The organism is uncultured Solobacterium sp. (assembly GCF_963550625.1).
Taxonomy (GTDB): Bacteria; Bacillota_I; Bacilli_A; order Erysipelotrichales; family Erysipelotrichaceae; genus Bulleidia.
This window is the reverse complement of sequence record NZ_CAUVCV010000001.1, coordinates 227494-252562: the sequence shown is the minus strand read 5'-3', so window position 1 is coordinate 252562 and position 25069 is coordinate 227494. Positions and strand designations below refer to the sequence as shown.

General features: G+C 33.8%; 20 protein-coding genes. All 20 read right to left on the bottom strand.

Annotated elements, in window-relative coordinates; genetic code table 11:
- Window positions 1-105: 105 nt before the first annotated feature.
- The gene (locus RYK16_RS01215) at window positions 106-1917 is read right to left on the bottom strand and encodes an aminotransferase class I/II-fold pyridoxal phosphate-dependent enzyme (RefSeq protein ID WP_314850242.1); all 1812 of its coding nucleotides are present in this window, start codon (window positions 1915-1917) and stop codon (window positions 106-108) included.
- Between the two features lie 10 nt (window positions 1918-1927).
- Window positions 1928-2971, bottom strand: a complete 1044-nt coding sequence (locus RYK16_RS01210) for a DUF1015 family protein (RefSeq protein ID WP_314850241.1) — start codon at window positions 2969-2971, stop codon at window positions 1928-1930.
- 225 nt (window positions 2972-3196) lie between these two features.
- A complete protein-coding gene (locus tag RYK16_RS01205; RefSeq protein WP_314850240.1) occupies window positions 3197-4270 on the bottom strand; it encodes a glycosyltransferase in 1074 nt (357 codons plus the stop codon).
- Window positions 4271-4273: 3 nt separating this feature from the next.
- The gene (locus RYK16_RS01200; RefSeq protein ID WP_314850239.1) at window positions 4274-5287 is read right to left on the bottom strand and encodes a sulfotransferase; all 1014 of its coding nucleotides are present in this window, start codon (window positions 5285-5287) and stop codon (window positions 4274-4276) included.
- A gap of 2 nt (window positions 5288-5289) precedes the next feature.
- The gene (locus RYK16_RS01195; protein WP_314850238.1) at window positions 5290-6747 is read right to left on the bottom strand and encodes a lipopolysaccharide biosynthesis protein; all 1458 of its coding nucleotides are present in this window, start codon (window positions 6745-6747) and stop codon (window positions 5290-5292) included.
- Window positions 6748-6755: 8 nt separating this feature from the next.
- On the bottom strand, window positions 6756-8165 hold the full coding sequence (gene wzy, locus RYK16_RS01190) for an O-antigen polysaccharide polymerase Wzy (protein ID WP_314850237.1): 1410 nt from the start codon (window positions 8163-8165) through the stop codon (window positions 6756-6758).
- Window positions 8165-8977: a glycosyltransferase gene (locus RYK16_RS01185; RefSeq protein WP_314850236.1), complete on the bottom strand. Its 813-nt coding sequence runs from the start codon at window positions 8975-8977 to the stop codon at window positions 8165-8167. The genes wzy and RYK16_RS01185 overlap by 1 nt, the downstream gene beginning before the upstream one ends.
- Window positions 8978-8992: 15 nt before the next feature.
- Window positions 8993-10129 carry a glycosyltransferase family 4 protein gene (locus tag RYK16_RS01180; RefSeq protein ID WP_314850235.1) on the bottom strand — a complete coding sequence of 379 codons (1137 nt, stop codon included), beginning with the start codon at window positions 10127-10129 and terminating at the stop codon, window positions 8993-8995.
- A gap of 12 nt (window positions 10130-10141) precedes the next feature.
- Window positions 10142-10786, bottom strand: a complete 645-nt coding sequence (locus tag RYK16_RS01175; RefSeq protein WP_314850234.1) for a sugar transferase — start codon at window positions 10784-10786, stop codon at window positions 10142-10144.
- Between the two features lie 24 nt (window positions 10787-10810).
- Window positions 10811-12721, bottom strand: a complete 1911-nt coding sequence (locus tag RYK16_RS01170) for a nucleoside-diphosphate sugar epimerase/dehydratase (RefSeq protein ID WP_314850233.1) — start codon at window positions 12719-12721, stop codon at window positions 10811-10813.
- A 23-nt stretch (window positions 12722-12744) separates the two neighbouring features.
- On the bottom strand, window positions 12745-13404 hold the full coding sequence (locus tag RYK16_RS01165; protein ID WP_314850232.1) for a Wzz/FepE/Etk N-terminal domain-containing protein: 660 nt from the start codon (window positions 13402-13404) through the stop codon (window positions 12745-12747).
- 21 nt (window positions 13405-13425) lie between these two features.
- Window positions 13426-14253, bottom strand: coding sequence for an NAD-dependent epimerase/dehydratase family protein (locus RYK16_RS01160; RefSeq protein WP_314850231.1), 828 nt, complete (start codon window positions 14251-14253; stop codon window positions 13426-13428).
- Window positions 14254-14265: 12 nt separating this feature from the next.
- Complete coding sequence (locus tag RYK16_RS01155; RefSeq protein ID WP_314850230.1) at window positions 14266-16068, bottom strand: LCP family protein; 1803 nt, start codon at window positions 16066-16068, stop codon at window positions 14266-14268.
- A gap of 113 nt (window positions 16069-16181) precedes the next feature.
- Window positions 16182-16985, bottom strand: a complete 804-nt coding sequence (locus tag RYK16_RS01150; protein WP_314850229.1) for a hypothetical protein — start codon at window positions 16983-16985, stop codon at window positions 16182-16184.
- 809 nt (window positions 16986-17794) lie between these two features.
- Window positions 17795-18154 carry a hypothetical protein gene (locus tag RYK16_RS01145; RefSeq protein ID WP_298663734.1) on the bottom strand — a complete coding sequence of 120 codons (360 nt, stop codon included), beginning with the start codon at window positions 18152-18154 and terminating at the stop codon, window positions 17795-17797.
- 39 nt (window positions 18155-18193) lie between these two features.
- Window positions 18194-18592, bottom strand: a complete 399-nt coding sequence (locus RYK16_RS01140) for a GtrA family protein (protein WP_314850228.1) — start codon at window positions 18590-18592, stop codon at window positions 18194-18196.
- 36 nt (window positions 18593-18628) lie between these two features.
- On the bottom strand, window positions 18629-20215 hold the full coding sequence (locus RYK16_RS01135) for a hypothetical protein (protein WP_314850227.1): 1587 nt from the start codon (window positions 20213-20215) through the stop codon (window positions 18629-18631).
- 1 nt (window position 20216) lies between these two features.
- Window positions 20217-21173 carry a glycosyltransferase family 2 protein gene (locus RYK16_RS01130; RefSeq protein ID WP_314850226.1) on the bottom strand — a complete coding sequence of 319 codons (957 nt, stop codon included), beginning with the start codon at window positions 21171-21173 and terminating at the stop codon, window positions 20217-20219.
- A gap of 190 nt (window positions 21174-21363) precedes the next feature.
- Complete coding sequence (locus RYK16_RS01125) at window positions 21364-23178, bottom strand: ABC transporter ATP-binding protein (RefSeq protein ID WP_314850225.1); 1815 nt, start codon at window positions 23176-23178, stop codon at window positions 21364-21366.
- Between the two features lie 11 nt (window positions 23179-23189).
- A complete protein-coding gene (locus tag RYK16_RS01120; protein WP_314850224.1) occupies window positions 23190-24998 on the bottom strand; it encodes an ABC transporter ATP-binding protein in 1809 nt (602 codons plus the stop codon).
- Between the last annotated feature and the right edge of the window lie 71 nt (window positions 24999-25069).

The following is a 25069-nucleotide window of genomic DNA, read 5'->3' as shown; positions in this document are numbered from 1 at the left end:
TAGTTATTGATAGTTCCAATTTTATAAAAATATAGTTTTTAAGTAACCATGAAAAAAATCTAGAGTATAGAACATCTAGATTTTTGAGATATTGCCTTATTTAACTTATGCTTTGTAATAGGATTTAATTGCTTTTACAAAGAGATTATTATCTACTTCATCTCTAATTGCAACTCGTATAAATTGCTTATTTAGCCAGTTAATCTTTGGTGTTAAATCTTTAATAAATATATTCTTCTCAAGCATAGATATACACAATTCCTTTGAAGTACCTTCCAGAACTTCAATCGTTACATAGTTAGCTTCGCTAGGAATAACTCTAAATTCCTTTACGTCTTTAAGTTTATCAATAAATATCTTTCTTGCATGCTTAATATTTTTCAAAGCAACGGCATAATCTTTCTTATATTTTTCATAAATTTGGAGGTAAAACTCTCCAAATGAATTAATATTCCAAATTGAAACATCCTTTTTAATATGATTAATCAAATTAGTGTTGGAAGTGCATAACACTCCTAATCTCACACCAGGAACGCCATATGATTTTGAGATACTCTTTACAACAATAAACTTGTCATATAAATTCAAGTATTCCTCATTTATAAAGGATGAATCTTCTTCCTCAGCAAAATCCACAAAGCTTTCGTCAAGTATAAAAGTAATGTCTTTTTCTTTACACCAATTAAGTAGTTCAAGAACACTAGCTTTCTTTATGTAGTTTCCTGTTGGATTATCGGGATTAATTAATATCAATGACTTGATATCTTTATCTGAGTAGAACTGAATCAAATCATTTGCGTCATAACTAAAGTTATTGTTATTTGGAATATAAACGATTTCGTTCAATTTATCATATCTATTCGGATATTCTTCGAATGTTGGACGAATAAATCCAACATTTCCTTGAAGTGTTCCCATCACAGATTTGATGAGTTCAGCGGCACCATTACCAACAACAATCTTATCTACCGAAACACCAAATATTTTTGCACATAATGATGAATTCACTTTTAATCCTGAAGGGTATTGCTCCAAGAGAGTTTTAAAACTATATTGAAACTCATCAATCATCTTTTTAGGTGGGAAGTAAGGATTTACTAGATAACAAAAATCTAGTAGTTTTGGATATCTCCAGTACCCACCATATCTTTCTTGCATTTTAGCAAGTTTCTTCTCGCCTTCCGAAAAGATAGAACTTGCAATATCTAAATCTTGTTCATCATCAATCTCATACCATTTAACTGAATCCCCAATACATTTTGCTTGAATATGGTTCTTACCAAGTCCGATGATTATTTTTAAAACTGCTTCATAGTAATCATTCTTTCCATTGGTACTCATAAACGCTTCTAAAAATGGGAAATATGTATTCGTTGAAAAGTCCTTAGAGAACTTATAAATATTGATTGTTTTATAGTATTGATCAGCATCATGAAAGTTAAATTCTTTCCCTGATATAAAATCTAGAATTTCTTCTTTTTCATTAATTTTAAGACAAGTACCATCCATCCAAGGTTCATACTTTGCTACTAACGCAAGATTATCTCTAGTATCATTTAAAATTGTATCTATCATCTCGTCATTGAAGATAAGATCAGATTCTAATGTTATAGTATCTTCCTTTATCATTTCATCTTTAGCAAGATACATTGAGTAGATATTATTGGTTTTATCGTAAATATCATTATTGATAAATACAATTTCTGTAGATAGATTCAGACCATTTATATACTGGATAAAAAATTCACTTTTATATCCAGTAACCACAATGATTCTTGATAATTTTTTTGAATCTAAAATACGTAGCATTCTTTCAATTAAAGAAACACCATTTACTTCAACCATTGATTTAGTGTTGTTTTCAGTTAGTTTTTTTAATCTACTACCCATTCCAGCAGCTAATATTAATCCTTGCATATCATTATCCTTATCTATATTTATTAAAAATCAAAAATGATGGAAACTTTGGAACGAAACATGTTGACTTAGGAGGCAATATACATCCACTATCTGATAGTTCAGAAAATTCTTCTAAAGATAATGCTGTAACCTCTAATAGTACATCTTTACTATCTAAATTCTTTTTCTTATTCTCCAAATCATATTGCATCACATATTCGACATTAGAGAAATTTAAAATTCTAAATGCTGTTGAAATAATTTGTGTATTCAATCTATACACATCGTTATTCCAGAATAAATCTCCCTCTACAACTTTTAATTTTACTAAGAATGAATCATCTTGATATGTGATTCTAACATATCCTTTTGATAATTCTTCATCTGTTGAGATTCCTAGCATATTTACCATAAAATTCTTTGCTTTTTCAAAAGATGAAGCATCAACATTCTTAATTACTCTATTAATTGGCAGAATTTGAATTTCTGAAAATCCCAAAAAGCAAGTTAGAATATTTTTTTTGTTTCGTACCATTGATGTTGTATATAGTCTATGATGCCCATCAGCCACATACATTGTCTCAATATCATCATATTGTTCTAGAATCTTTTTTGCCTCATCACCAACAAACTCAAACAATGTGATGTTCTGATATTCATATTTATTTATATATTTCTCAGATGTAACAAACTTCTTTAAATCAATCTTTTTTTGATGTGTTACCAAAACAGGTGCAGTTTCAGAGTTATAAATATGAGAGTTAGCAATCATTCCCTGTACAGTATCAGGTAAAATTAGTTCATGACACTTAATTCTCTCATCAACATACTCTTGAATTGGAAGGGATGCAACCAAACCATAAGAACCGTTACACTCAAATATATAAATACATTCAAGGTTTTTCTTTATGGGTTGTTCATTCAACTTTTTCTTTTTACTTTCAGAAAGAAATAAAGTATTCTCATCAAAATTTATTTTTCCGTCTTTAATATTTGCTAAATTTATAAAATCTGAATCATAAATATTACCAGAGATATTTACATAACTTTCTTTTATTAAGTCTATTTTCATTTCTAATCTCCAAAAATTATTCGTTATGATTATACCATAAATGATTCTGTTTATTGAACTTCCAACAACTGATTTTATCAACACCAAACATGATGAGCTAAACCTAATTTTTCACAAATAGTATTATTGCAATTTAAAAGGGATGTCTGCGAATGTGTCTTCATTTATATGACATCCCGTATTACATTGTGTTTTGAATTAGCTATAGTTTTTTAAGTGTTTCTATTAAATGAATATATTACTTGCTCTTTTTCCACGTTCAGCAGATCCAAATTTGAGCTTTGTTGTCTCTAGAATTTTCTTCCATTCATGTATGACTTCCGGATTATCTAATACATACTTCAAAGCTTCATACAGGCTATTATCATCTAATTGACACACCATTCCACATTGACTATCATCAATGATTTCCTGAGCACCACTTACAGCTGTTGATATAACAGGTATACCTTGCAAAATGGCTTCTGCACACGCTGTACTATAACCCTCACTAAAAGAAGAGCATATAAATACATCGGCTTTAGAAGTGAATTTGTGTGGATTTGATTGAATCCCCAATAACTTAACAGTATCTTCTAATTGTTCGCTATTTACCTTATCTACTAGTTGTTGGTGTTCTACGCCATCACCAATAAGCCAAAGTGTAAAATTATAGCCATCTTTTTTTAATCGATTTGCAACATCAACAAGGCGTAGAAACCCCTTCTCGGGAGTTTGTCTACCCACTGCAACAAACACAGGTTTTCTTGAAGTAACCTCCGATATTTTTTCTTTAGATGCTTCCAAGATTTTACTTTCATCAATGATATTGTAGCAACATTCAACATTGACTGTACCATTCGATTCTTTACGTAACCGCTCTTCATTGAACTTAGATACGCAGAATACTTTATCAAACTTAGGATATTCATTTCTTAATGTTAGGCCTTCATCATAACCATGCATCCATGCATAATGTTTTGCATTGCGATTCGTTGAATTTGCTATCATTCTTGTCGCAAGTCCATATTGGAATGCAACTTCAATATCATAATTTCCACCTACTATTTTTTGATAAAGAAAGCGGATTGGCAATGCATTTACTATCTTATCTAGTCCCCTAAAATAAAATCCCAAAGTTTTCTGAATATGTATAGTAGGCTTTAAGAGTTTAATAAAATCTGGATCACATCGATAAATTGGAATAATCGTAATGTCAAATAAATTTTCATCCAAGAAATTACAGAGTTCAACTAATACCTTAGCTACTCCATCTGCGTATTGAAGATTATTTAATACAAAAACAATTCGCTTTTTCATTATTTACTCCGCATAGTCATATAAATATTCTGGTAGTTTTTTCGCAATTTCTTCAACTTCTTTTTGATATTCAGGATGACTAATCCATAATTTTGTATTCTTAATCGATTTCGCAGGATCAAATCCGGATTTCGGGGAAACATGTTGTTCCTTTGTTAAGCCCAGCCAATCCATAATTCTTGTTGTTGTCGCATCATACTTGTAAATCAAATCTTCAAATTGAACTAGAATTGCATACTTTGGATCATATACTTCTGTTTTTCTATGTTCACGAATATATGCAAACCATTTGCAAAATAAGTCTACACTCTCACATGGAACGACTGGATCTTTCCACATATATTTTGTAAGGATATATAAATCTCGTGGATCACGATCTACAACAATTACCTTAATATCATTAAAGTATCTAACAAATCTTTGAATATTTGATGGCGGTACAATTTGATCAACCATTAAATAAGGTTTGTGTTCCTTGTTTGCAATCGTCAATAACTCATCAATATATTCTTTTGTATAAGTTAAAAACTGTTCTTCCGTCGGATGCGAACAATAAGTAATTTCATTTGGTAGTGGGTTTGTAAATACAACGTCCTCTGGGCTACCATGTAACTTACTCATAATCTTTTCTGGAAAACGAGTCAGGTAATAATAGAATGTTCCCTTGTCATATAGGTCGTAAAACCAATATCCTTTAAATGTGAAATCTGTTAAACGATCAATATATTTGTAAGAAATTTTCTTATACTGATTATCAAAGAATGGTTCATATCTCTTATTAAACTTTGTACCTGCATTAAAGTCTGTCAATCGCTTAAATCTCTTTAATGCATGTCCAGAATTATGACGATTGTGATTTTCAACTAGATTATATTCTAAATCTGAAATTCCATCTGGATCTTGTACGAAACGAAATTCATAATTTGTCATTGAATAAACATTATCGAATTCGCTTAAAAAATCTGTAATAGCACTAGATCCCGTTCCATGGTAAGAAGCACAACTAATAACCTTCATATTTATTTTCTCCCTCTTCTCTTAATCATATTCACATATCCAACAAGTTCTTGTCTGGAATCAGGAATCATGTAGAGACATCCAAAATAAATCACAATACATAATACAATTGATATGTATACATTAATATATCCTGCTAAATAGTTACGACTGATAAACGCAAAGGCAACCATCACTACAGTAGATAAGATATAGTTTTTAAGTTCCAAGAAGATATCCTTAATGGAAATATAAGACATTCTTGAAGCGATAATTGTCTGCATGATAGGCAACTGTAAACGAACAATACAGCTAACGATTACCACTGCAGTAAATCCATACTGTGCCGCAAAATACAGCGAAGGTATTAAGATTGCCGCTTGCACCATATTGGAGAAGAAGATGAGCTTTGGTTGTCCCTTCGATAAAGTCACAACACCACTCATATCATTAAAGATTACACTTTCCGCAAGGACAAAGCCCCATAATGCGACTAAGAGATCTGCATCTGCCCACTTACTACCCAGTAAGATTCTACGCACAACATCTCCATACATTAAGATACCTGCACCAAGTGGAATCACTAAAATACCAATCATCTTCAAGAATTTGAAATACAAATTCTTGTATTCATCATAGTTATGTTGCACATGTGATAAACCAGCAAATAGTACACTGATAGTCGCACCAGAAATTAGTGAAGTAATCTGGGCCACCATAGTTGTACCTGTCTTATAAATACCTAAGTAGTACTGAGAGAACAATGTTCCAAGAACGAAAATACCAGAGTTTGTAACTAACCATGAAGAGATTGTTTCCATCAAACTCCACATACAGAAATGCAACATTTCCTTTAACTTATCAAAGCGATAAATCAAATGTGGTTTCCATGTTGAGAAATATGTTAGTAATAATGTATTACATAACTCACCTGCAATATTACCGATGATGAGTGCCCAATATGAGAACTTCATCAAGGCAAGAGGAACTGTTACAACTAATGGAATAAACTTTACAATAATACGGATAAAAGATAATTCCTTGTAGTTTAAGTTCTTTCTAAAAATAGCAGCCTGAATACTACTGAATGATGTCATCGGTAGGATTGCAGCACCGATGTAAATTACTCTACCAAGGCCAGGATTACCCACAGCTGTCGCAATCTGTTCTGCAAATAAGAATATAAACAACCACAATAATAACGAGATTGTAATATTTGTCCAGAATGCAACATTGATTGATAAATCTTCATCTTCTTTTGTTTTAAATTGATGCTGGACAACATATTTCTGAAAGCCTGCATCTGTAAAAATATCTGCAAACGAAACAATCATCGTTACCGTCGCAACAACGCCAAACTCTTCTGGCACTAAAATACGTGCCAAAATCATATTTGTGATTGGAGATATAATTTTTACAATAATTTCTGTGAAAATAGACCACTTTGCGGCACTACCAACACGTTCATTGATGTTACTCATAACCCTCCTTACTCAACTATCTTTGGTTTTCTATCTAGTTCTTGACTAATTTTCTTTAGTAACCAGAATACAAACACAAAGTAGAACAGGTAATTAAACATATCATATATACCTCTACGTGGCAGGGTAAACATTGCATATGTCATAGACATTTGTACATAATAGCGGAATGGTGATAATTTTTCTTTCGTACAGTTCAGGATATGTGCTGCTACAACTCCAATAATAAATATTGCAATTACACCAAACCATGCAAAGTTATGATATGCCTCTGCAGTCAAGCTATAACCAATACCGAAATTTGCCTTTACATACGCTGTTAACCATCCCTCAACAGACGCATTTGTAATCTCACGTAATAAACCACTTGGATCAATAAATGATGGTAAGAATCCAATGATAGATCCCAAATAGGAAAGTCCATACGTATATGGGATTGATTGTGGTGAGGCACCAACAACTACCATCATTGGGAAACAAGACCATCCAAGACTACCTATAAAGTTAACAAGTACATCAAGGATAGATTTTGAGCTAACTCCAACACCACCAGCCAAGCGAGCTTCAGCAAGGTAATTTGAAATACCCATTAAGCCCACTCCAAAAACAATAATGGCAAGAACCTTACTAAATTTTATCTTTTTTGCATTATTGAACTTCATTAACATCAATGTACCAGCAAGACCAATACTAAATGTACGTTGTCCAATAATTAGATACGCAAGCGTATGAATAATCATCAGTATCTCATAAATAACCTGCGTTTTTCTCTTATTGATATTTACAATCCAAAGCAGAATTAGTGATGGTATATAGAATATAGAGATACGATCAAAAATCCCTAATCTTGCTAGAAAAGCAGCAGTACTACCAACACGAAGTGCTTCATAACCATATCTTACAGTAACTAGTACTTGCACAGAGGTTATAATAAGCATTGCTGGAGCAGAAATCCAAAATAATAACTTTCCAACTCTCTTTAAATGATAGACATTCATTTCTTCAGTTAGAACAAACTGTTTTTCTTTTACGCCTACCATCACACCTGCAAGCATTAATGCTTGTATAGATAAAAGTGTAAACTGTGCTACTATTAACACTGCCTTTTCAGACGCAAACTTTGAATAAAACGGGTGTTGGAATACATAGTCATACTGTACACCTAACCCATACAAATAAAATTGACCAAATTGAAAGACACAAAAGGCCATAAAGAACAGTGAGAATGCCGTGAAGATTTTTTCATTAATCACAGCATATGTAATAAATAAAACAGTACTAACAAAAAGCCCATATGAACCCCAAAAACGAAGACTATCAATCTTCATTCCAAAGGTCATAAATAAGCTAATTGCGAGTAGTACGATGTTAAGATACACACCAACCACTCGGTACTTTGTTGTATGAATCTTAGGCATCATAGGTTCTTACCAAACTTTCTCTTATGATAGTAACGGATGAGTGCCTGTGGAACGAGTCCGTGAAGAATATGCTTGAATGCATAGTAGTTTTCACTGACAGGTAATCCTAATTTCTTTCTCCAATGAAGTGCTAGTTTACATGCGTCAACGCGGAATTGGAACTTACGCTTCTTCATTGAAGTTCTATTTTCACGATAGTTTAAAACAATCTCGTCTAGATTATACGCCTTCTTATTGGCATACATTAACTTGCACCAAAGATCATAATCCTCTGTACGACTTGTTAATGGTGAAACTGTATATCCACCCACTTCCACAAGATCTTTCTTGCGAATCATCACTGTTGGATGAACGATAGGATGATAGCGATAGATATTACGACTATTCAGTTCAACAGAACACTTTCTAATACCCCAGATACCATCTTCATCAAATAACTTGATATTGGCTGAAACAAGAGATACATCTGGATGAGCATCTAAATACGCAACTTCTTTTGCAAAACGTTCTGGTAATGAAACATCGTCATCGTCCATACGTGCAATATATTCACCACGTGTATATTCAATACAACGGTTTAAAGACGCAGCTAAACGCAAGTTCTTCTCATTATGAAGAACTTGGAATTTGTCTGGATACTTTTCTGCATATCCCTTTAGAATCTGATATGTGTTATCCGTTGAACAATCATCACAAACAACCAATTCCCAATCTTGGAATGTTTGGTCTAAAAGAGATTGAATCGCATCACTAATATATTTTTCGCCATTGTAACTGGCCATTATTACAGATACTTTATACTGACTCATTCAATCCTCCTTTACTTAATCTTTCTCGATTAATGAATAAATCTCCTTCATCTTCTCCATAACTGCTTCTAAAGAGAAGTTTTGAATAAATGTTTGATTGGACGCTTTGTAGCTAGCCCAATCGCCATCAAGTACCTTTTGAATTGCATGTAGGCAACTTTCTGTAGAGAATGGGTCAAACAATTCTCCACGACTTTCGTCGATTAAATCTGAATTTCCACGAATCTTACTAACAACACATGGTAGTCCCGTTGCCATCGCTTCCATTAAACTAACAGATAATCCCTCACGATAGGATGGGAATACAAAGATATCCGACATCGCATAGATTTCTGATACATCTCTACGATATCCCAGTATATGTACCCTATCTGCAACCTTTAACTCTTCTGCAAGTTTTTGGTTATAGCCATCTAAATGATCAATACCAACAATTGCATAATGTACATTCTTTGGAAGCTGTGTTAATGCATGGATAACACGTTGGTGATTCTTATTCTCATTGAGTTCACCAACGCTAAGTAGTAATGTACAATCCACAGGAATATTTAATTCTGCACGTTTCTTTTGTACATCGATTTCTGCTTTACCAAATTTATTTAAATCGATGCCTACACCAGGTATATACATCGTATGTTTTGCATGCATATGATTCTTTGCACGCATGTAATCTTCTTGATTGATTGTAATTAGGATATCCGTCATGAATGACGCATACCACTCTGCCGGATACAGTAATACCCAGTTTTTCTTTGGAGCACCTTTGAAGAAATGGAAACCATGTGCCGTATACATCACTTTTGTATGTGTACTACGTCCTACAAGTCTAGCGATTAAACTTGCAATTGGTGTGTGGCAGTGGATAAAGGAGAACTTCTCTTCTTTTACAATTTCCTTTAGCTGTTTATAGCACTGATAGTTTTTAGGATCTGTGATTCTACGTGAAAAAGGAATTTGGTAAAATACCACATTCTTTTCCGTTAGTTCCTTTTTAAAATCAGCAATCTCTTCATCAGAGATATTGTTTCCATCCACAAAATTACACGCAACCTGCACTTCATAGCCCATCTTTTGAAGTAAATCAATTAATGGCATACAGAAGTACTTAATCATTGATGCAATTGTAGTAACAATCAATACTTTTCTTTCCATTTAATCCTCAATTTATTTTGACTTATCTTTGAGAGTACCTGTACCACCCTCAACAACTCCATCATGTCTTGCGACACTAAAGATTGTCATAATAAAGCACTTACAGTCCATCATAAATCCCATTTTCTCAACATACTCACCATCGAGTTTTGCCTTAACGGGGATTTCTAATTCATCTCTACCATTTACCTGAGCCCAACCAGTTAGACCAGGAGTAATATCATTGGCACCATATTTATCACGTTCTTCAATCAAATCATATTGATTCCATAACGCTGGACGTGGTCCAATGATAGACATCTTACCAACGACAATCTGTAGAATCTGTGGTAGCTCATCTAAACTTGTTTGACGCAAGAATTTACCAATCTTTGTAATATACGCATCCGGTGAAGATAATAGATGCGTTGGCATATCCTTAGGAGCATCTGTACGCATTGTTCTAAACTTCCAGATATTAAAGTATGTCTTATTCTTACCAACACGCTTTTGTTTGAAGATAACTGGTCCTTTAGAATCTAGTTTTATCGCGATAATAATCGCAATTAATAATGGAGACAATACGATTAATCCGCATACAGACAGAACTAAATCTATCAATCTCTTTATTGGTAAATAACATTTCTGTTTGAATGTAAGTGTATGTTTTTGATTCATATTCCCTCCACTATCACTTATTCACTAATCTTTTGGTACGTATGTAGGCACTATATTTGAAACAATCTGTTTGATATTTGATGCTTCAGAATTGGCTGCCTTTTCTAGTTCTTCTAATTGTACCATGAACTCTTCATCGTCCATGGAGATTGGATGACCGATACTAATCATCTTATTTTCTGTTGTTTGCATACCTTCTTCATCCATCAAACGCTCTTCATAGAGTTTTTCACCTGGACGTAAACCTGTATACTTCACTTCAATATCAACATCTGGGATATAACCGGATAAACGAATGAGCTTTCTTGCCATATCGTCAATCTTCACAGGATCACCCATATCTAATACGAATACATCTCCATCATATTCTTGTGCGTAGTAAGCTGCTTGTAATACCAAGGCAACTGCTTCAGGAATTGTCATGAAATAACGGATAATATTCTTATCTGTAACTGTAACTGGACCACCAGCTTCAATCTGTTTCTTAAATAACGGAATAACAGATCCACTTGATCCAAGTACGTTACCAAATCGAACAGCAGAGAACTTCGTATACTGTGTTAAGCCCTTCTCTTGCGCTAGACGATGAGAACGACGGTTCATCATCTGAATAATCATTTCACATAGACGCTTAGAAGCACCCATGATATTTGTTGGGTTAACAGCCTTATCTGTACTAATCAATACAAACCACTTTACGTTATGACGGATTGCGGCATCCGCAACATTGTATGTACCCATAACGTTGTTTTTAATTGCTTCGTTAGGGCTATCTTCCATTAGTGGAACATGTTTATGAGCAGCCGCATGGAAGATAATGTCTGGCTTGTATTCATCCATGATGCTATCAAGACGAGACATGTTACGAACACTACCAATTAAAGTAATTAAGTTTAAGGAACTACCATACTTCTTCTTTAGCTCAAGTTGAATCCAATATGCATTTCCTTCAAAAATATCGAAGATAATCAAAGCTTTTGGCTGTTTCTCAGCAACCTGACGACATAACTCTGAACCGATACTTCCGCCACCACCAGTTACTAGTACAACCTTATCTTTGATAAAATTACCAATTTTAGATAAGTCTGTTTCAACTGTATCACGACCCAATAAGTCTTCTACATCAACATCTCTAAGATTCTTGATAGATACAGTACCATTTAATAATTGATATACACCAGGGATAGTCTGCACACGACAAGAAGTAGAAGAACATACCTCTAGGATTTCTTTCTGAACTTTCTTAGGAGCAGATGGAATCGCTAAAATAATCTTATTAATATCATATTTATTTGCTAAATCTGGGATATCTTCACGTGTTCCTTCAATTGGAACCCCGTTAATATACTTTTTAACCAAGCGTGCATCATCATCCACAACACAGAATACCTTAGCCTTCAAAGAAGTACTGTGCATGTATTCTTGAATAATTTCACGACCTGCAGCCCCGGCACCAACGACCATAACTCTTTCTACGATAGCATCATCAGATACACCATAGTCTTTGAATACACTAAGCGCACGATACATAAAGCGCACCATCGTAGTAAATCCAAAGGACATTAAACCACCGATGATATAGAAAGAAACAGGCATCTGAATACGAGTGATAAAATAAACAATTACTACACCAATCTGTGCAAATATCCATGCATACACAGAACGTAATAGTTCATACGCACCAGCAAACTTCCATACTGATTGGTATAGGTGAAACATATGTAGCATTATAACGTCAATGAGGATATACCAAATAATGACACTGGCATACCCTGTTGTGTAATAACGATCAATCCATGAATAATGGAAATCAAAGCGAATCATTAATGCGAAGAAATAACTCACCGCGATAATTGCCGCATCTAAAAGAGCCATCGCAATCGATACGTGTTGGATCTTATTTAGTATGCTTGATAGTAAACTATTTTTCTTCATACTATTCTTACGAGCCTCCTTAGTTATTCATCAGACTTTTTCTTTGGATACTGATGATCGAACAATGCTAAGGCAACTACGATTAAGAAAGATAATCCAAATCCTGCCATAAAGCCTTTTAGACCAAAACTCTTTAGTGAAACTGGTGTAACACGAACTTTACCAGGATGTGTAACAATCTTAACTGTTGCCTCCCCCTTCATTAATTGGGAAATTTTTTCAGGAGCTACCTTTGCGAGTTCTTTTATGACTCTTTCTGTAGTCTCTACATCAGGCATACTAATAACAACTTCAATAATTTGTGTTTGTGTTTTTACAGAAGGCTTCACACTGCTTCGTAAAGCTTGTGCTTCTTCGTCAGAAAGATTTGTATTCTGAATCACTTCATCTAAAATTTCGCCACTCTTAATTAATTCTCCAGCGGTATTTACTTTCAATAAAACGTCTGCGCTTTCATCCGGCATAATCTGATTTTCATCTTTTTCAGAAATTACATACATAGAGAAACCTGCTTCATATGTTGGTTTCTTCTTAATTTTTGCAAACGCGATACCAGCGACCATGCCTAAAATAGCAGCACCAATAATCCAGAATTTCTTCTTAAAAATATTGTGAATTAATGTGCGAAGATCTAGTTCCATATCCTCATCAAAGTCTAATATTGCCTTATTGTTCTGTTCCATAACACCCTCCGTACTGTTATTTTAGTTTTCTGTTTTCTCGATTGTTTCTTGGAAGTTATAGCAATCTACCAAATCAACTTGCTCATAAGTTAAATCACCGAACACCTTTGAAACAACACCTTTTTGTATATTCTTAATAAATATATTAAATAGTTTTGTAAACCAAATTTTTTTACCATGGATTCTCGCAATCGCTGCAACCATTTCTTTTGTATTTACATATTCCTTATTCTGTGGGAAGAAGATTCCTTCCATCTGGTTTGTGATAACCTGATGCACAAATTCAGATAAGTTATCTACAAATAACATACTTCTCTTATTTATATAGTTTGGGAAAATTGGTGATTTTAATGCAAACTTGCGTAAGCTCTGGTAATTTCCCTTGCAGCCCTTTCCATAGATCATAGGCGGTCTTAGAATTGCTACCTTGAAGTTTTCATCTACCAACTTAGCAATCAGATGATCAGCTTCTAACTTAGATTTGCCATATGCGTTCTGAGGATCTTCTTTTGTCTGTTTTGTAATATGACCAACTGTCTTACCATAAACTGACATTGTACTCAGCATAATGAATTGCTTTACACCTGCTGCTTTTGCACATTCTGCGATTTTAACTACTAAATCACGATTTACTACATAATAAAGCTGGCGATTTTCATCTGTCTCTTTAATATGTGCAATTCCAGCCACATTATATACAACATCATAACCTATAAAGTCTTCTTTTTTCGGTTCATAATTCTGTGTTGGAATTGTATCAATCTGATATCCATACTTTTCAGTTAGATAGGTCTTTGCCTTTTCACCGATGTAGGATCCAGCACCTGTAATTAAAATCCTAGTACTCATGTAATCCTCCGATTAATTGCTTGTAAATGTTAATAGTGTACCATTTTGGTCCGCAACCCATTGGTTGTCTTGAATGCAGTACCAAGTATATCCATCTGCTTGTTTCGTTTCTTTTACGTAGAACTTTTGTCCTCTTGCGGCAGTACCTACAACTGCACCATTAACACTTGGTGCACTTCTAATATTTAATGCATCTACCTTAATTGTAACTGTTCCAGTCGTAGTACCAGTTGTTTTGGAATCCGTAGTCGATTCTGTATTAGCTGGTGTATTCTCAGTTGGAATTGGTTGTCCACTCATCATGAGATTATATTGATACTGATATGCATTCTTCTCTGCTTGGTCTGGATAAACAACAGATAGCAGTTCATTTGGTGCAGAAGCTGTGTATTCCATACCATCTACACCACCAACATGTGCCGTAATAATCTCCCACTTAATTCCTTCATCAAGTGTTTGTGCAGCTAATTGATTAATCTTAGATACATCCACATTTGTTAAGAATGAACCAGCAAGTGAATCTAAGATACCTGCAAAATTTGGAATCATTGCTGGACTTGTTAGTTTTTCGATGATTGCTTTTAATACAATCTGTTGATGTGCATTACGTCCTAAATCACCATCTGGTAAGTTATATCTTTCACGCACATATTCGAGTGCCAATGTGGAATCCAATGTAATTTCACCCGCAGGGAAGTAATTACCTGTCCAATAGCCTGTAAATTCATTAGGGTTGTAAACCGTAACACCACCTAACTTATCAATAATATTCAAGAATGTTGAGAAGTTTACAATGAGATAATCTTCTGCGTTTGTACCATAGTAGTTATTAATTGTATCTACTGCGTTCTGTACACCCATAACACCCGCATGCGTTAACTTATCATAACCACCGAGTGCTACGTTAGGTACATATGAGTCACGTGCAAATGAACCAATTAAAATTTGACGTGTCTTTGGGTTAACAGTAACCATCATATTGACGTCGAAACGACCTTCTGGTAGTAACTCTCCATAATCATCGTTTCCACCAACAAACACCGTAAATGGAGCAGTATCAGCAGCCTTAGGCTTCTTTACGACTTCCGCTTCGATATCGATAGTCGCAAGAACTACTGTCTCATTTTCAAAATTACTGAACTTTTCATAATTCTTTAAAGCTGACTTATATGTTGTATTAATGAGGAGAGCTGAAACTTCATTATTATAAAGTGCCTCTACCGCATTAATGATTGTCTTTCTCTTATCAAATTTAAGTTTTGTTTCAAGGGTCTCATCAATCCAAGCAATCGCTCTTTCCTGATTCTTTTGATCAGAAGCAGATTGTGCTGCGATTGTTTTATCAAAGTAATCTTTAATTTTATCTGAAGTCGTTGTGTCCTGGAATACATCTTTGTGTTGTTCCTTATATTCCGATTTCAACGCAACAATTTCATAGTGTGTTGTATTAGAAGCGTTATTTGCATTTAAAACATTCATTAAACTACGGTTTGTATTGTAGATATAAACTGAAGAAATAGTAAATGCCACTGCTAAAATGGCATTAAGTGCCAATACAACATAATTCTTTCTGGATTTTTTCTTAACAATTCTTCCATCCTCTTTTTGAACCTTTCTATACTTAAAACGTAGTAAAGAAAGAATCAAAGCGAACATCGCAATCGCTAATGATCCAACAATAATCATCGCCCTCCAACGAAGTGGAAGGAATGCTAATCTAAAAACAACTGTATCAAAGAGAATACATCCAGCAAAGGCAATTAGCCAAGCAACCAAGGAAATATTCACTTTTTTCTTTTTCTTTTTATCTGACATATGTCTACTCCAGTTAAATTTTACCATAGTGATTATACAACACATCACTGTATAACAAAAATCACCTATTTATTTCACATTATCTCACAAATTTAAACTCTACATTCATTCAGTTAAGAGCCAGTATTTTGCTTAGGTTCATTTAGGTAGAATAGTGTTATCCATAATACCCAGAATAAGGCTTGACGATAGTTAACTAAAAACATGCTCTCCATCAATATTGTTATAAAGCAAACTAAACTTACCGCATTTAACCCCTTCAGTCTCTTCTTAAACCACCCCATCAATATTGCGAATGGTATAAGTCCGTAAGAGAAGAATAAGTTAATGAACGAGGAATGTATCTCATTAACTGGTTCCGGATAATAACGTTCATAATTCCCTTCTCCGGCACCATATATAAAGTATTCAGGGTAATTGATAATTTTCTCTGCTGCACGCTCACGTAATATATCTTTAATTCCATCTGCATAGATGATGTTATAGATTTTGTAGCGGATGCGATTTACAGTTGTATACTCAACATCTTCAATACGGAAATCTGAAGTTGGAATGAAATAATAAACAACCCCAGTTGTACTCAAAATTAACATCACACAAAGTATAACTTTATTAACCCGGAACTTTTCGCTAATAAATCGTAGTAAAGCTAGAGTATATAGAACTGCAAGCCCTAAGAAAGCAGCTAATGATTTACTCTGAATTATAAGAAATATACCCATTACACTTGTGATAGGAAACAAATACGTATCCACCTTCTCGTGCTTTGTCAAATATGCGAATAAAAGAACAATGAATATATAGAAACCAAATTGATTAGGGTCCGTAAAAGTTCCCATATATCTTGTGGCTCCTTCTTCCCAAAGTTCATAATATAGTCTACCTAGACCACTAGAATAAATCAGAAATTGAATCATTAAATTTCCATATAATATATATCGAATTTTATCTATTAATCCCTTATTAATCCCACTGTCATAGGAATAGACTACAACTCCCATATATACAAGATATAATGACGAGAATATAAACCTTGGATCCGGAACTACCTTATGGTAAAAACCATTTATCATTATTGCAAAGACCAAAAATATATAAAATAATTTATTCTTCTTTATGTTTGGTATTAAAACTTCTGTTTTGAAATCTCTATATGCTATGCAAAAAAAATAGAGCATGAGAAAACAATCTGCAGGCTGAACCTGCCCCGATGCCCTAATATAAAACGGACGTAGTAAAATAAATAAAAGTAATAGGATATTTGTCATAGTTCTCTCATTCTATCTTATAAATTTTAGACTATTCCTGATAAATGAGCAACCGTAAATCAACTAGACCAATCACCTTTTGAGCAATTCCATCTAGTAATCTTCAAGAAAATTTTTCTTCTTATAATTAATATACTAAACCAACACTTTATAACCAAAGAAAGCAATAAATATAGTATAACAAAACAGCCTTTTATATTATGTTTCCCTTTCAAAAATATGCCAATTTATAAAAAGCCTTTCATGCATGTAGAAAATGTAGTATATCTCAAATAACTATCGTTAGGTCCAACTCTCTAAAATTATTTAATAAACCAAAAAATTAGTAACTACTGTTCTTGAACAAGATACATAGTTTGATAGCTTATCCTATTTCATTTATCTTTCTAACAATTCAAAGAAAAAAAGATACAATCTTATTCCAAAGATGAAGCTAGAATAAGGTTGTATCTAATCAGTTATTTTTCTTTCTGCAAATATATTTTTTCAGTTGCCGATATAATTAGTGTTAACTTATCACCATCTAGTTCATAACTGATAGTTTGATCTCCACCGGTAATCTTTCCATCTTTCCATGTAAAAGGTAATCTATCATTTAACATCATAAATGTGCCTGTGCCATCTTCGTTGAAAATGATAAACCCTGTCACATCACTATTTTTAATTTCATCTTCTAGGATTGCGGTATTGTCTTTCTCTATTCTTGTTAAAATATAGCGACCAACTATATCTTTTCCCTTCGAATTATGATTACATCCTACAAGTAGTCCAACAAATAGGAACATTGATATAAGAATCTTTGTCATTTTATTTTTCATAAGACAATGTTAACCTATATAACTCAAGAATTCAAAAAACTATTTGAAAATTACAAGTTTACTTGCAATATAGTTGAATATAACCACAAACACATTTGAAATAAATTTTACAACCATTGCTGGGGAAAACAATATATCTACAAACACAAACATAATACCCAAATCAATTACTCCAGAAAGAAGTCTAGCTCCAAAAAATGTAGGAATCTCATGCGATAAAACTTGTTTATCAAAAGAACGACTTTCAAAGACCCATAACTTATTCGTAATATACGCAAATAATACAGATATCACCCAGGATAATATAGTAGAAACTACATTTGAAAGACTCAGAAAAGTATAAAATAGCCAATATGACGCAACATTAATTCCTGTTGTACATACGCCAAAAAATAAATACATTAAAACTGACTTATATTTTTCAAGTATACTTTTCATATTACCCTTTCTACTTAAATGCTTTATATTGAATTATTAGATTTCGGCCACTTCCACCTTAGGTTTATCTTTTTTAGGTATTAACTGATTCATAAAATGGCTTAAATCATACATTCCCATTGATCCAATCATAATAAATAACGGAACATAGGTGTAGAGATATCTGGCTCTAGCCTCAAACAACATCTCAAACAAGAATAGTCCTAACAAAGATAGATACAGAACACTATAGATATCATCTTCCTCATCACATTTTTTTATACGTATTGCCTTGATAACCATCAATATTAAACAGGATATCCATACAATTTGCTGAACTGTTTTTGTAATATGATAGTGATTACCCTCTTCAATTTCATAATCCCCATTGTATACAAAACTTCTCAAGAATAAGGAGAATGGATTATCCGTTGGAAATACCTCTCGATAGAAATTACCTTCAAATCCCCATGCAAATGTTCCATCATTGAATATACTGAGAGCCTTCTTGCGCATAATTTTAGCGACTCTCTTTGGACCATACTGGTGTATTCTTTCATTCAATCTAGTAATAATTGCTTCCTTTTTTTCTTCTACTCCGTAATACGAGAGTGTATATTTTACATCATAGACATAATACCCACCATTTTGGGCTTCATTAAATCCCATCATTAAGAAGTGATGCATTGGCATCTCTAAATTAGGGTTCAGTTTATACCCCATCCTTTCAGGTAGATTTTTGTATGTGGAAGAGGAAACAAATAATACTACTAGCACAAGTGAAAATACACCAAAATTATTCTTCACTTTCTTCCATTTCTCTGGTTTCAAGATAAAGTTAATACATGTAATCATTACAATCGCAATAAATACAATAAGAATCTGTGGTTTTATTCGATAGCCCCAGTAACCCAACAAAGCAATGGATGGCCAAACAATATATTTATTAAATTTATTTCTATTTTGATAAAACCATATAATCAATGTTGGAAAAATTAATCCCATTGCATCTGAATACACAATACCTGTCCAACCAGAGAAAATAATTAATACAACATACATCCCAAACCCAAACCACGCAGCAGTAAATGATTTTTTGAAATGATAGATAATACGGAATAGTAAATAAGCTGTTATTGTACATAAAATACTCTGAACAATTACCAGACCGAAAACTGCATCCGAATACTCTACAATACCCACAAACTTTTCCAACTTCATAACTGTTGCAAAAACATAAGTCAATAATATGTTATTTGGATATAGTGAATAGTAATACTGATTTAGTTGATCAATTTTCAAATCTCGTAGGAGATAGGAATCCGCCAAGATAATATTTGAATCCCATCCAGTCAAGAAAAACGTATTCTTAAGTAATATAATTTGAAATACAAAAAAAACAAAAAGTACTATTAAAAATAGTTTTTCATGATTCAAATGTATCACTGTTTTTCTGAATAATGCATGTGTTAAAGAAACGAGTATAATCAGTACAACAGTAGTCATAAGTACTGCTTTAGCTGATAAGTCAGTTGTTACTTTACAATAATACTCAAGATTACTGAAGAATGTATTATTAATGATAATAGATGCGAAAACAATGAGAAAGAATATAGCGATTAATCTTTTTAATATCTTCTCCATATTACTGATCGTTCTCCCATGTTCGTTCACTAATGATATAACGTGGTCTGTTTTTTACTTCTAAATATACTTTACCTACATATTCTCCAATCACACCTAAAGAAATAAGTTGTACTCCTCCTAAGAAGCACATAATCGCTAGTGTACTTGACCAACCGGGCATTGTTGTTCCTAAAAAACGAGATACAATTGCCCAAATAACACCTACAAAACTAATGAATGATACGATTAACCCAAAATATGTAATTAGACGGATTGGTTTGATACTCAAGCTAGTGATGCCGTCAAATGCCAAAGCAATCATCTTTGATAACGGATAATGTGATTCCCCTGCAATACGTGTGTGCCTTTCATAAAGAACAGATGTGCTCTTAAATCCAACAAGTGGAAACATACCGCGTAAGAATAAGTTTACTTCTTTAAAATTAGCAAACTCTTTTAAAACACGCGATGAAACCAATCTATAATCTGCATGATTATAAACAACGTCAGCACCCATATACCTTAAAAGTTTATAGAATGACTGTGCTGTAAATCGCTTGAAGAATGTATCTGTATCTCTTGAACTCCTAACACCATATACAATTTCACAGCCATCATGATACGCATCTACCATCTTTTCCATAGCTGTAATATCATCTTGTCCATCACAATCAATTGTGATTGTCATATCTGCTTTATCTTTCGCTTCCATTAACCCTGCTAATACAGCATTTTGATGTCCTCTATTTCTACTTTGTGAGATTCCAAGAAAATGCGGATCACTCTTTGATAAATTTTTAATAATCTGCCAAGTATTATCCTTACTTCCATCATTTACAAATAAAATTCGACTATCTTTGCTAATCTTATTCTTTTCAATTAATTTTAATAATTCTTCCAAAAATAATTTAGAAGTAATTGGTAATACTTCCTGCTCATTATAGCAAGGAATAATAATATATAATGTATCTTTCATCGTATTCTCTCAGCCCGTCCCTATCCCGTTATAAATAATAGCGTATACATTTAATTTCTTATTCTATTTTATAGGCTTTTTATCCTTTTGGAAAGCAACAATTCTAGTATTATAAAGTTTCATCTCTTCTATAAAGTTGTATTTATCAATATTATAAAAATGAAGGAAGTTTATACCTCCTTCATTTTATTTATGAAACTGTATCGACTACCATCTCTTCATACTGACGAGTATAAAGTTCATAGTAGTATCCCTTTTGTTTCATGAGTTCTGAATGTGTACCACGTTCAATAATCTTGCCATCACGAACAACTAAGATAACATCCGCATCTACAATTGTTGATAAACGGTGCGCAATCACAAAGGATGTTCTACCCTTAATCACTGTATCAATCGCATCTTGAATTGCCTTTTCCGTAAGCGTATCAATTGAAGCAGTCGCTTCATCTAACACTAAAATACGTGGGTCCGCTAAGATTGCACGTGCGAAGGATAAGAGTTGTTTTTCACCAGTGGATAACATTCCTCCACCTTCACCAACATCACTGTCTAAACCCTTCTCCATTTTCTCAATTACAAATGTAGCAGATACAAGCTCCAATGCACGCATGATTTCTTCATCTGTCGCATCTGGCTTACCATAACGCAAGTTATCTCTGACTGTTCCAGAGAATAAGTGTGGTGTTTGTAAAACATATCCAATATTGGAATGTAACCATAGTTGCGAACGCTCTCTCGCATCTCTTCCATCAATGAGAACTTGTCCCCTTGTTGGTTCAAAGAAACGACATACAAGGTTTACAAGTGTTGATTTTCCAGCACCTGTTTCTCCAACAATCGCAACGTTTGTTCCATGCGGCACTTTGAGATTAAAGTTTTCTAAGACCATCTCATCGCCATCTGGATACTTGAAATCAACATCTTTAAATTCAACGTCACCAATGAGTGGTTCCCAATTTTCCTTCTTTGGATTGAATGTATCTCCATATTTTGCAATTACTTCTGGTGAATCCGCAACATCTGATTCAGTATTTACTAGTCTATCAAAGCGTTCAATATTTACTTGAATTGATACAAGTGAAGATATTGTCGTAATGACGCTATGTAGTGGATCCATAATGCCTAGTGCATAGCTCATAAATACAGATAGTGTACCAATTAACATCATATTATTGACTGTTAAGTTACCACCCTGCCACATAACGATTGCTAGGGCGATAGAACTCATCATCGTAACTGTGGAATAGAAGAACGCCTGATAGCGTGCAGCTTGTACGGATACTTGGCGCATCTGTTCTGTATCCTTTTTAAATCCATCTCCAATAATGTTTTCGATTACCATTGTTTTGATGGATTTAGCCCCTGTAATACCTTCGTTAAAGTCACTCGTAATTTGGGAATTCAATTCACGCATATGGCGATTTAGTTTTACAAGTCTCTTCTGGAAGAATGCAATAATAAATATCGCAAATGGGACTAGCACAAATACCATGCTCGCAAGTCTCCAACTGATTCTTACCATGTTGATCATAACGAACAGGATATAAGAACCATTCCATACAACATCCATCATACGCCAAGACATGAGTTCGCCAATCTTACCACTATCACTCATAACTCTTGCATGAATATAACCAACATTGTTTTGGTTGAAGTACGCAAAGGATAATTCCTGTAAATGATTAAATGATGTATTTCTAAGATCACGATTTAAATCTAGTTCTGTCTTTGAAACCCAAAATACACTAATAAAGTTTAGTGTAACTTGAACTATTAATATCCCAATATAAAGCATGATAAATAGTCCAAGCGTATCTAAAGTTTTTTCACCAACATAGTGATTTAATGCATACTGGTTAAATAATGGATAACATGAATCCACTAAACTTGAAAATAATCCCATCAGAATCATCGCAATGATTCTCTTTTTATATTTCTTCGCAAATGGTAGAATCTTCGGAATGCCAAAGTATGGAAGTGATATATTTTTATTTTCTTCTTGCATACGCTACCTCCCTACTCACTCTGTTGTGATTGCATATCATAGATACGACGATAAATTCCCTGTTTCTCTAACAGTTCTTCATGTGTACCTTCTTCTACAACCTTACCCTTATCTAAAACAATAATATGATCGGCTGCCATTAGTGTTGTAATACGGTGTGAAATCAGGATGACAGTTGATTCAGAAATATTATCTTTAAGACCAGCTCTAATCTTTGCGTCTGTTTCCGCATCAACTGCAGAAAGAGAGTCATCAAAGATCATAATAGGCGGTTTACGAATTAACATTTGTGCAATCGCTGCACGCTGCTTTTGTCCACCAGAAAGTGTAACACCACGTTCTCCAACGTATGTGTTATATCCTTCTTTAAAGTGTGAGATAGCTTCATCTAATGATGCAATCTTTGCAGCTGTACGAATTTCCTTCATATCTGCAGACTGCTTTGCAATCTTGATATTCTCTGATAAGGAACGGGAGAAAAGATATGGTTCTTGTAATACCATACCAATATTCTCACGCACCCAATCCGCTTTCATATCTCTAATGTCTACACCACCAATTGTGATTTGACCATGGTCTTGTGGCAACTGATATAGACGGTCTAACAGATACATTAATGTAGACTTACCTGAACCTGTACCACCCAGAATTCCAAATGTTGTACCTGCCTTAATTTTAAAAGATACATTCTCTAATACTTCAGCTGTACCATTTTCATACTGATAAGATACATTCTTGAACTCGATATCTTGTAGTAAATCTGGTGTTACTGCATTTGGCTTATCCTCTTCCATTTCGGAATTCATAATGTAACGTAAACGGTCGATGGAAATACCAGCCTTTGACATATTCGCAATTGTTCTTCCTAAAGAACGTACAGGCCATAATAGTAATGAATTATATGCAATAAAGGCAATATAGTTACCTGCAGACATTCCACCATTTACGGTGATGATTGCACCGTATGAGATAACCACTAACATCTGTAAGTTAGAAATCATATCAGATGACATCCAGAACGCAGATAACAGTCTCATCAAATGCGTCCACATATTTGTGTAGTGTTCATTTTGTTTTTCGAAACGCTCACGTTCGTAAGCTTCACGTCCAAATGCACGTACAACACGTACACCTGTTAAGTTTTCCTGGGCAATCGAAGATAATTTACCTTCTTCTTCATCCGCTACTTCAAATGCATTTCCAATTTTTGCGTGGAAGAACAAACTATATCCCACAATAATTGGAATAAAAGCGGATGTAGCTAGTGCAAGATTTACATTAATAGAGAACATAAAGAACAACACCAACACAATCAAAATGACAATACGAACAAGATAAATTAACTGTTCAGACAAAAATCCTTTGATTGTATCTACATCTGATGTACATCTTTGGATGATATCACCAGTATGATTTTCACTATGCCACTTAAATGGTAAATGCATGATATGTGTAAATAAGTCATCACGCATTGTCTTTACCAATCTCTCAGAACCCATCGCTGTAAAGGATTGGAAGAAATAGCGACATGACACCGCAAGTAACGCAACAATCATGACGATGATTGCGATTACCCAAAGATTATGACGCAAAAATTCGATTCCACCAATCGCATCAATACAATTTTGAATTCCTTCTGGTAATACAACTTCTTTATGATCGATTACTGAGTCTACAGTAAACGCAATAATTCTTGGATTAATTAATTCTAATAACGAAACAAGACAGGCAAAGAGGATAGACAAACCAAAATATCCTTTGGAACCCCTTAAAAAATGCCATATCATGCTTAATTTCGATGGGAATTTCTCCTTCGACATATTCTTTCCCCCTTCTTCTGATAAATTCATATTTTATCAAATATAACATTAAATGGAAAGAAGGCTCGATC

Coding starts and splice junctions, on each gene's coding strand:
- RYK16_RS01215 (WP_314850242.1), bottom strand. CDS start 1,917: ATGCAAGGATTAATATTAGCTGCTGGAATGGGTAGTAGATTAAAAAAA.
- RYK16_RS01210 (WP_314850241.1), bottom strand. CDS start 2,971: ATGAAAATAGACTTAATAAAAGAAAGTTATGTAAATATCTCTGGTAAT.
- RYK16_RS01205 (WP_314850240.1), bottom strand. CDS start 4,270: ATGAAAAAGCGAATTGTTTTTGTATTAAATAATCTTCAATACGCAGAT.
- RYK16_RS01200 (WP_314850239.1), bottom strand. CDS start 5,287: ATGAAGGTTATTAGTTGTGCTTCTTACCATGGAACGGGATCTAGTGCT.
- RYK16_RS01195 (WP_314850238.1), bottom strand. CDS start 6,747: ATGAGTAACATCAATGAACGTGTTGGTAGTGCCGCAAAGTGGTCTATT.
- wzy (WP_314850237.1), bottom strand. CDS start 8,165: ATGCCTAAGATTCATACAACAAAGTACCGAGTGGTTGGTGTGTATCTT.
- RYK16_RS01185 (WP_314850236.1), bottom strand. CDS start 8,977: ATGAGTCAGTATAAAGTATCTGTAATAATGGCCAGTTACAATGGCGAA.
- RYK16_RS01180 (WP_314850235.1), bottom strand. CDS start 10,129: ATGGAAAGAAAAGTATTGATTGTTACTACAATTGCATCAATGATTAAG.
- RYK16_RS01175 (WP_314850234.1), bottom strand. CDS start 10,786: ATGAATCAAAAACATACACTTACATTCAAACAGAAATGTTATTTACCA.
- RYK16_RS01170 (WP_314850233.1), bottom strand. CDS start 12,721: ATGAAGAAAAATAGTTTACTATCAAGCATACTAAATAAGATCCAACAC.
- RYK16_RS01165 (WP_314850232.1), bottom strand. CDS start 13,404: ATGGAACAGAACAATAAGGCAATATTAGACTTTGATGAGGATATGGAA.
- RYK16_RS01160 (WP_314850231.1), bottom strand. CDS start 14,253: ATGAGTACTAGGATTTTAATTACAGGTGCTGGATCCTACATCGGTGAA.
- RYK16_RS01155 (WP_314850230.1), bottom strand. CDS start 16,068: ATGTCAGATAAAAAGAAAAAGAAAAAAGTGAATATTTCCTTGGTTGCT.
- RYK16_RS01150 (WP_314850229.1), bottom strand. CDS start 16,985: ATGATTCAATTTCTGATTTATTCTAGTGGTCTAGGTAGACTATATTAT.
- RYK16_RS01145 (WP_298663734.1), bottom strand. CDS start 18,154: ATGAAAAATAAAATGACAAAGATTCTTATATCAATGTTCCTATTTGTT.
- RYK16_RS01140 (WP_314850228.1), bottom strand. CDS start 18,592: ATGAAAAGTATACTTGAAAAATATAAGTCAGTTTTAATGTATTTATTT.
- RYK16_RS01135 (WP_314850227.1), bottom strand. CDS start 20,215: ATGGAGAAGATATTAAAAAGATTAATCGCTATATTCTTTCTCATTGTT.
- RYK16_RS01130 (WP_314850226.1), bottom strand. CDS start 21,173: ATGAAAGATACATTATATATTATTATTCCTTGCTATAATGAGCAGGAA.
- RYK16_RS01125 (WP_314850225.1), bottom strand. CDS start 23,178: ATGCAAGAAGAAAATAAAAATATATCACTTCCATACTTTGGCATTCCG.
- RYK16_RS01120 (WP_314850224.1), bottom strand. CDS start 24,998: ATGTCGAAGGAGAAATTCCCATCGAAATTAAGCATGATATGGCATTTT.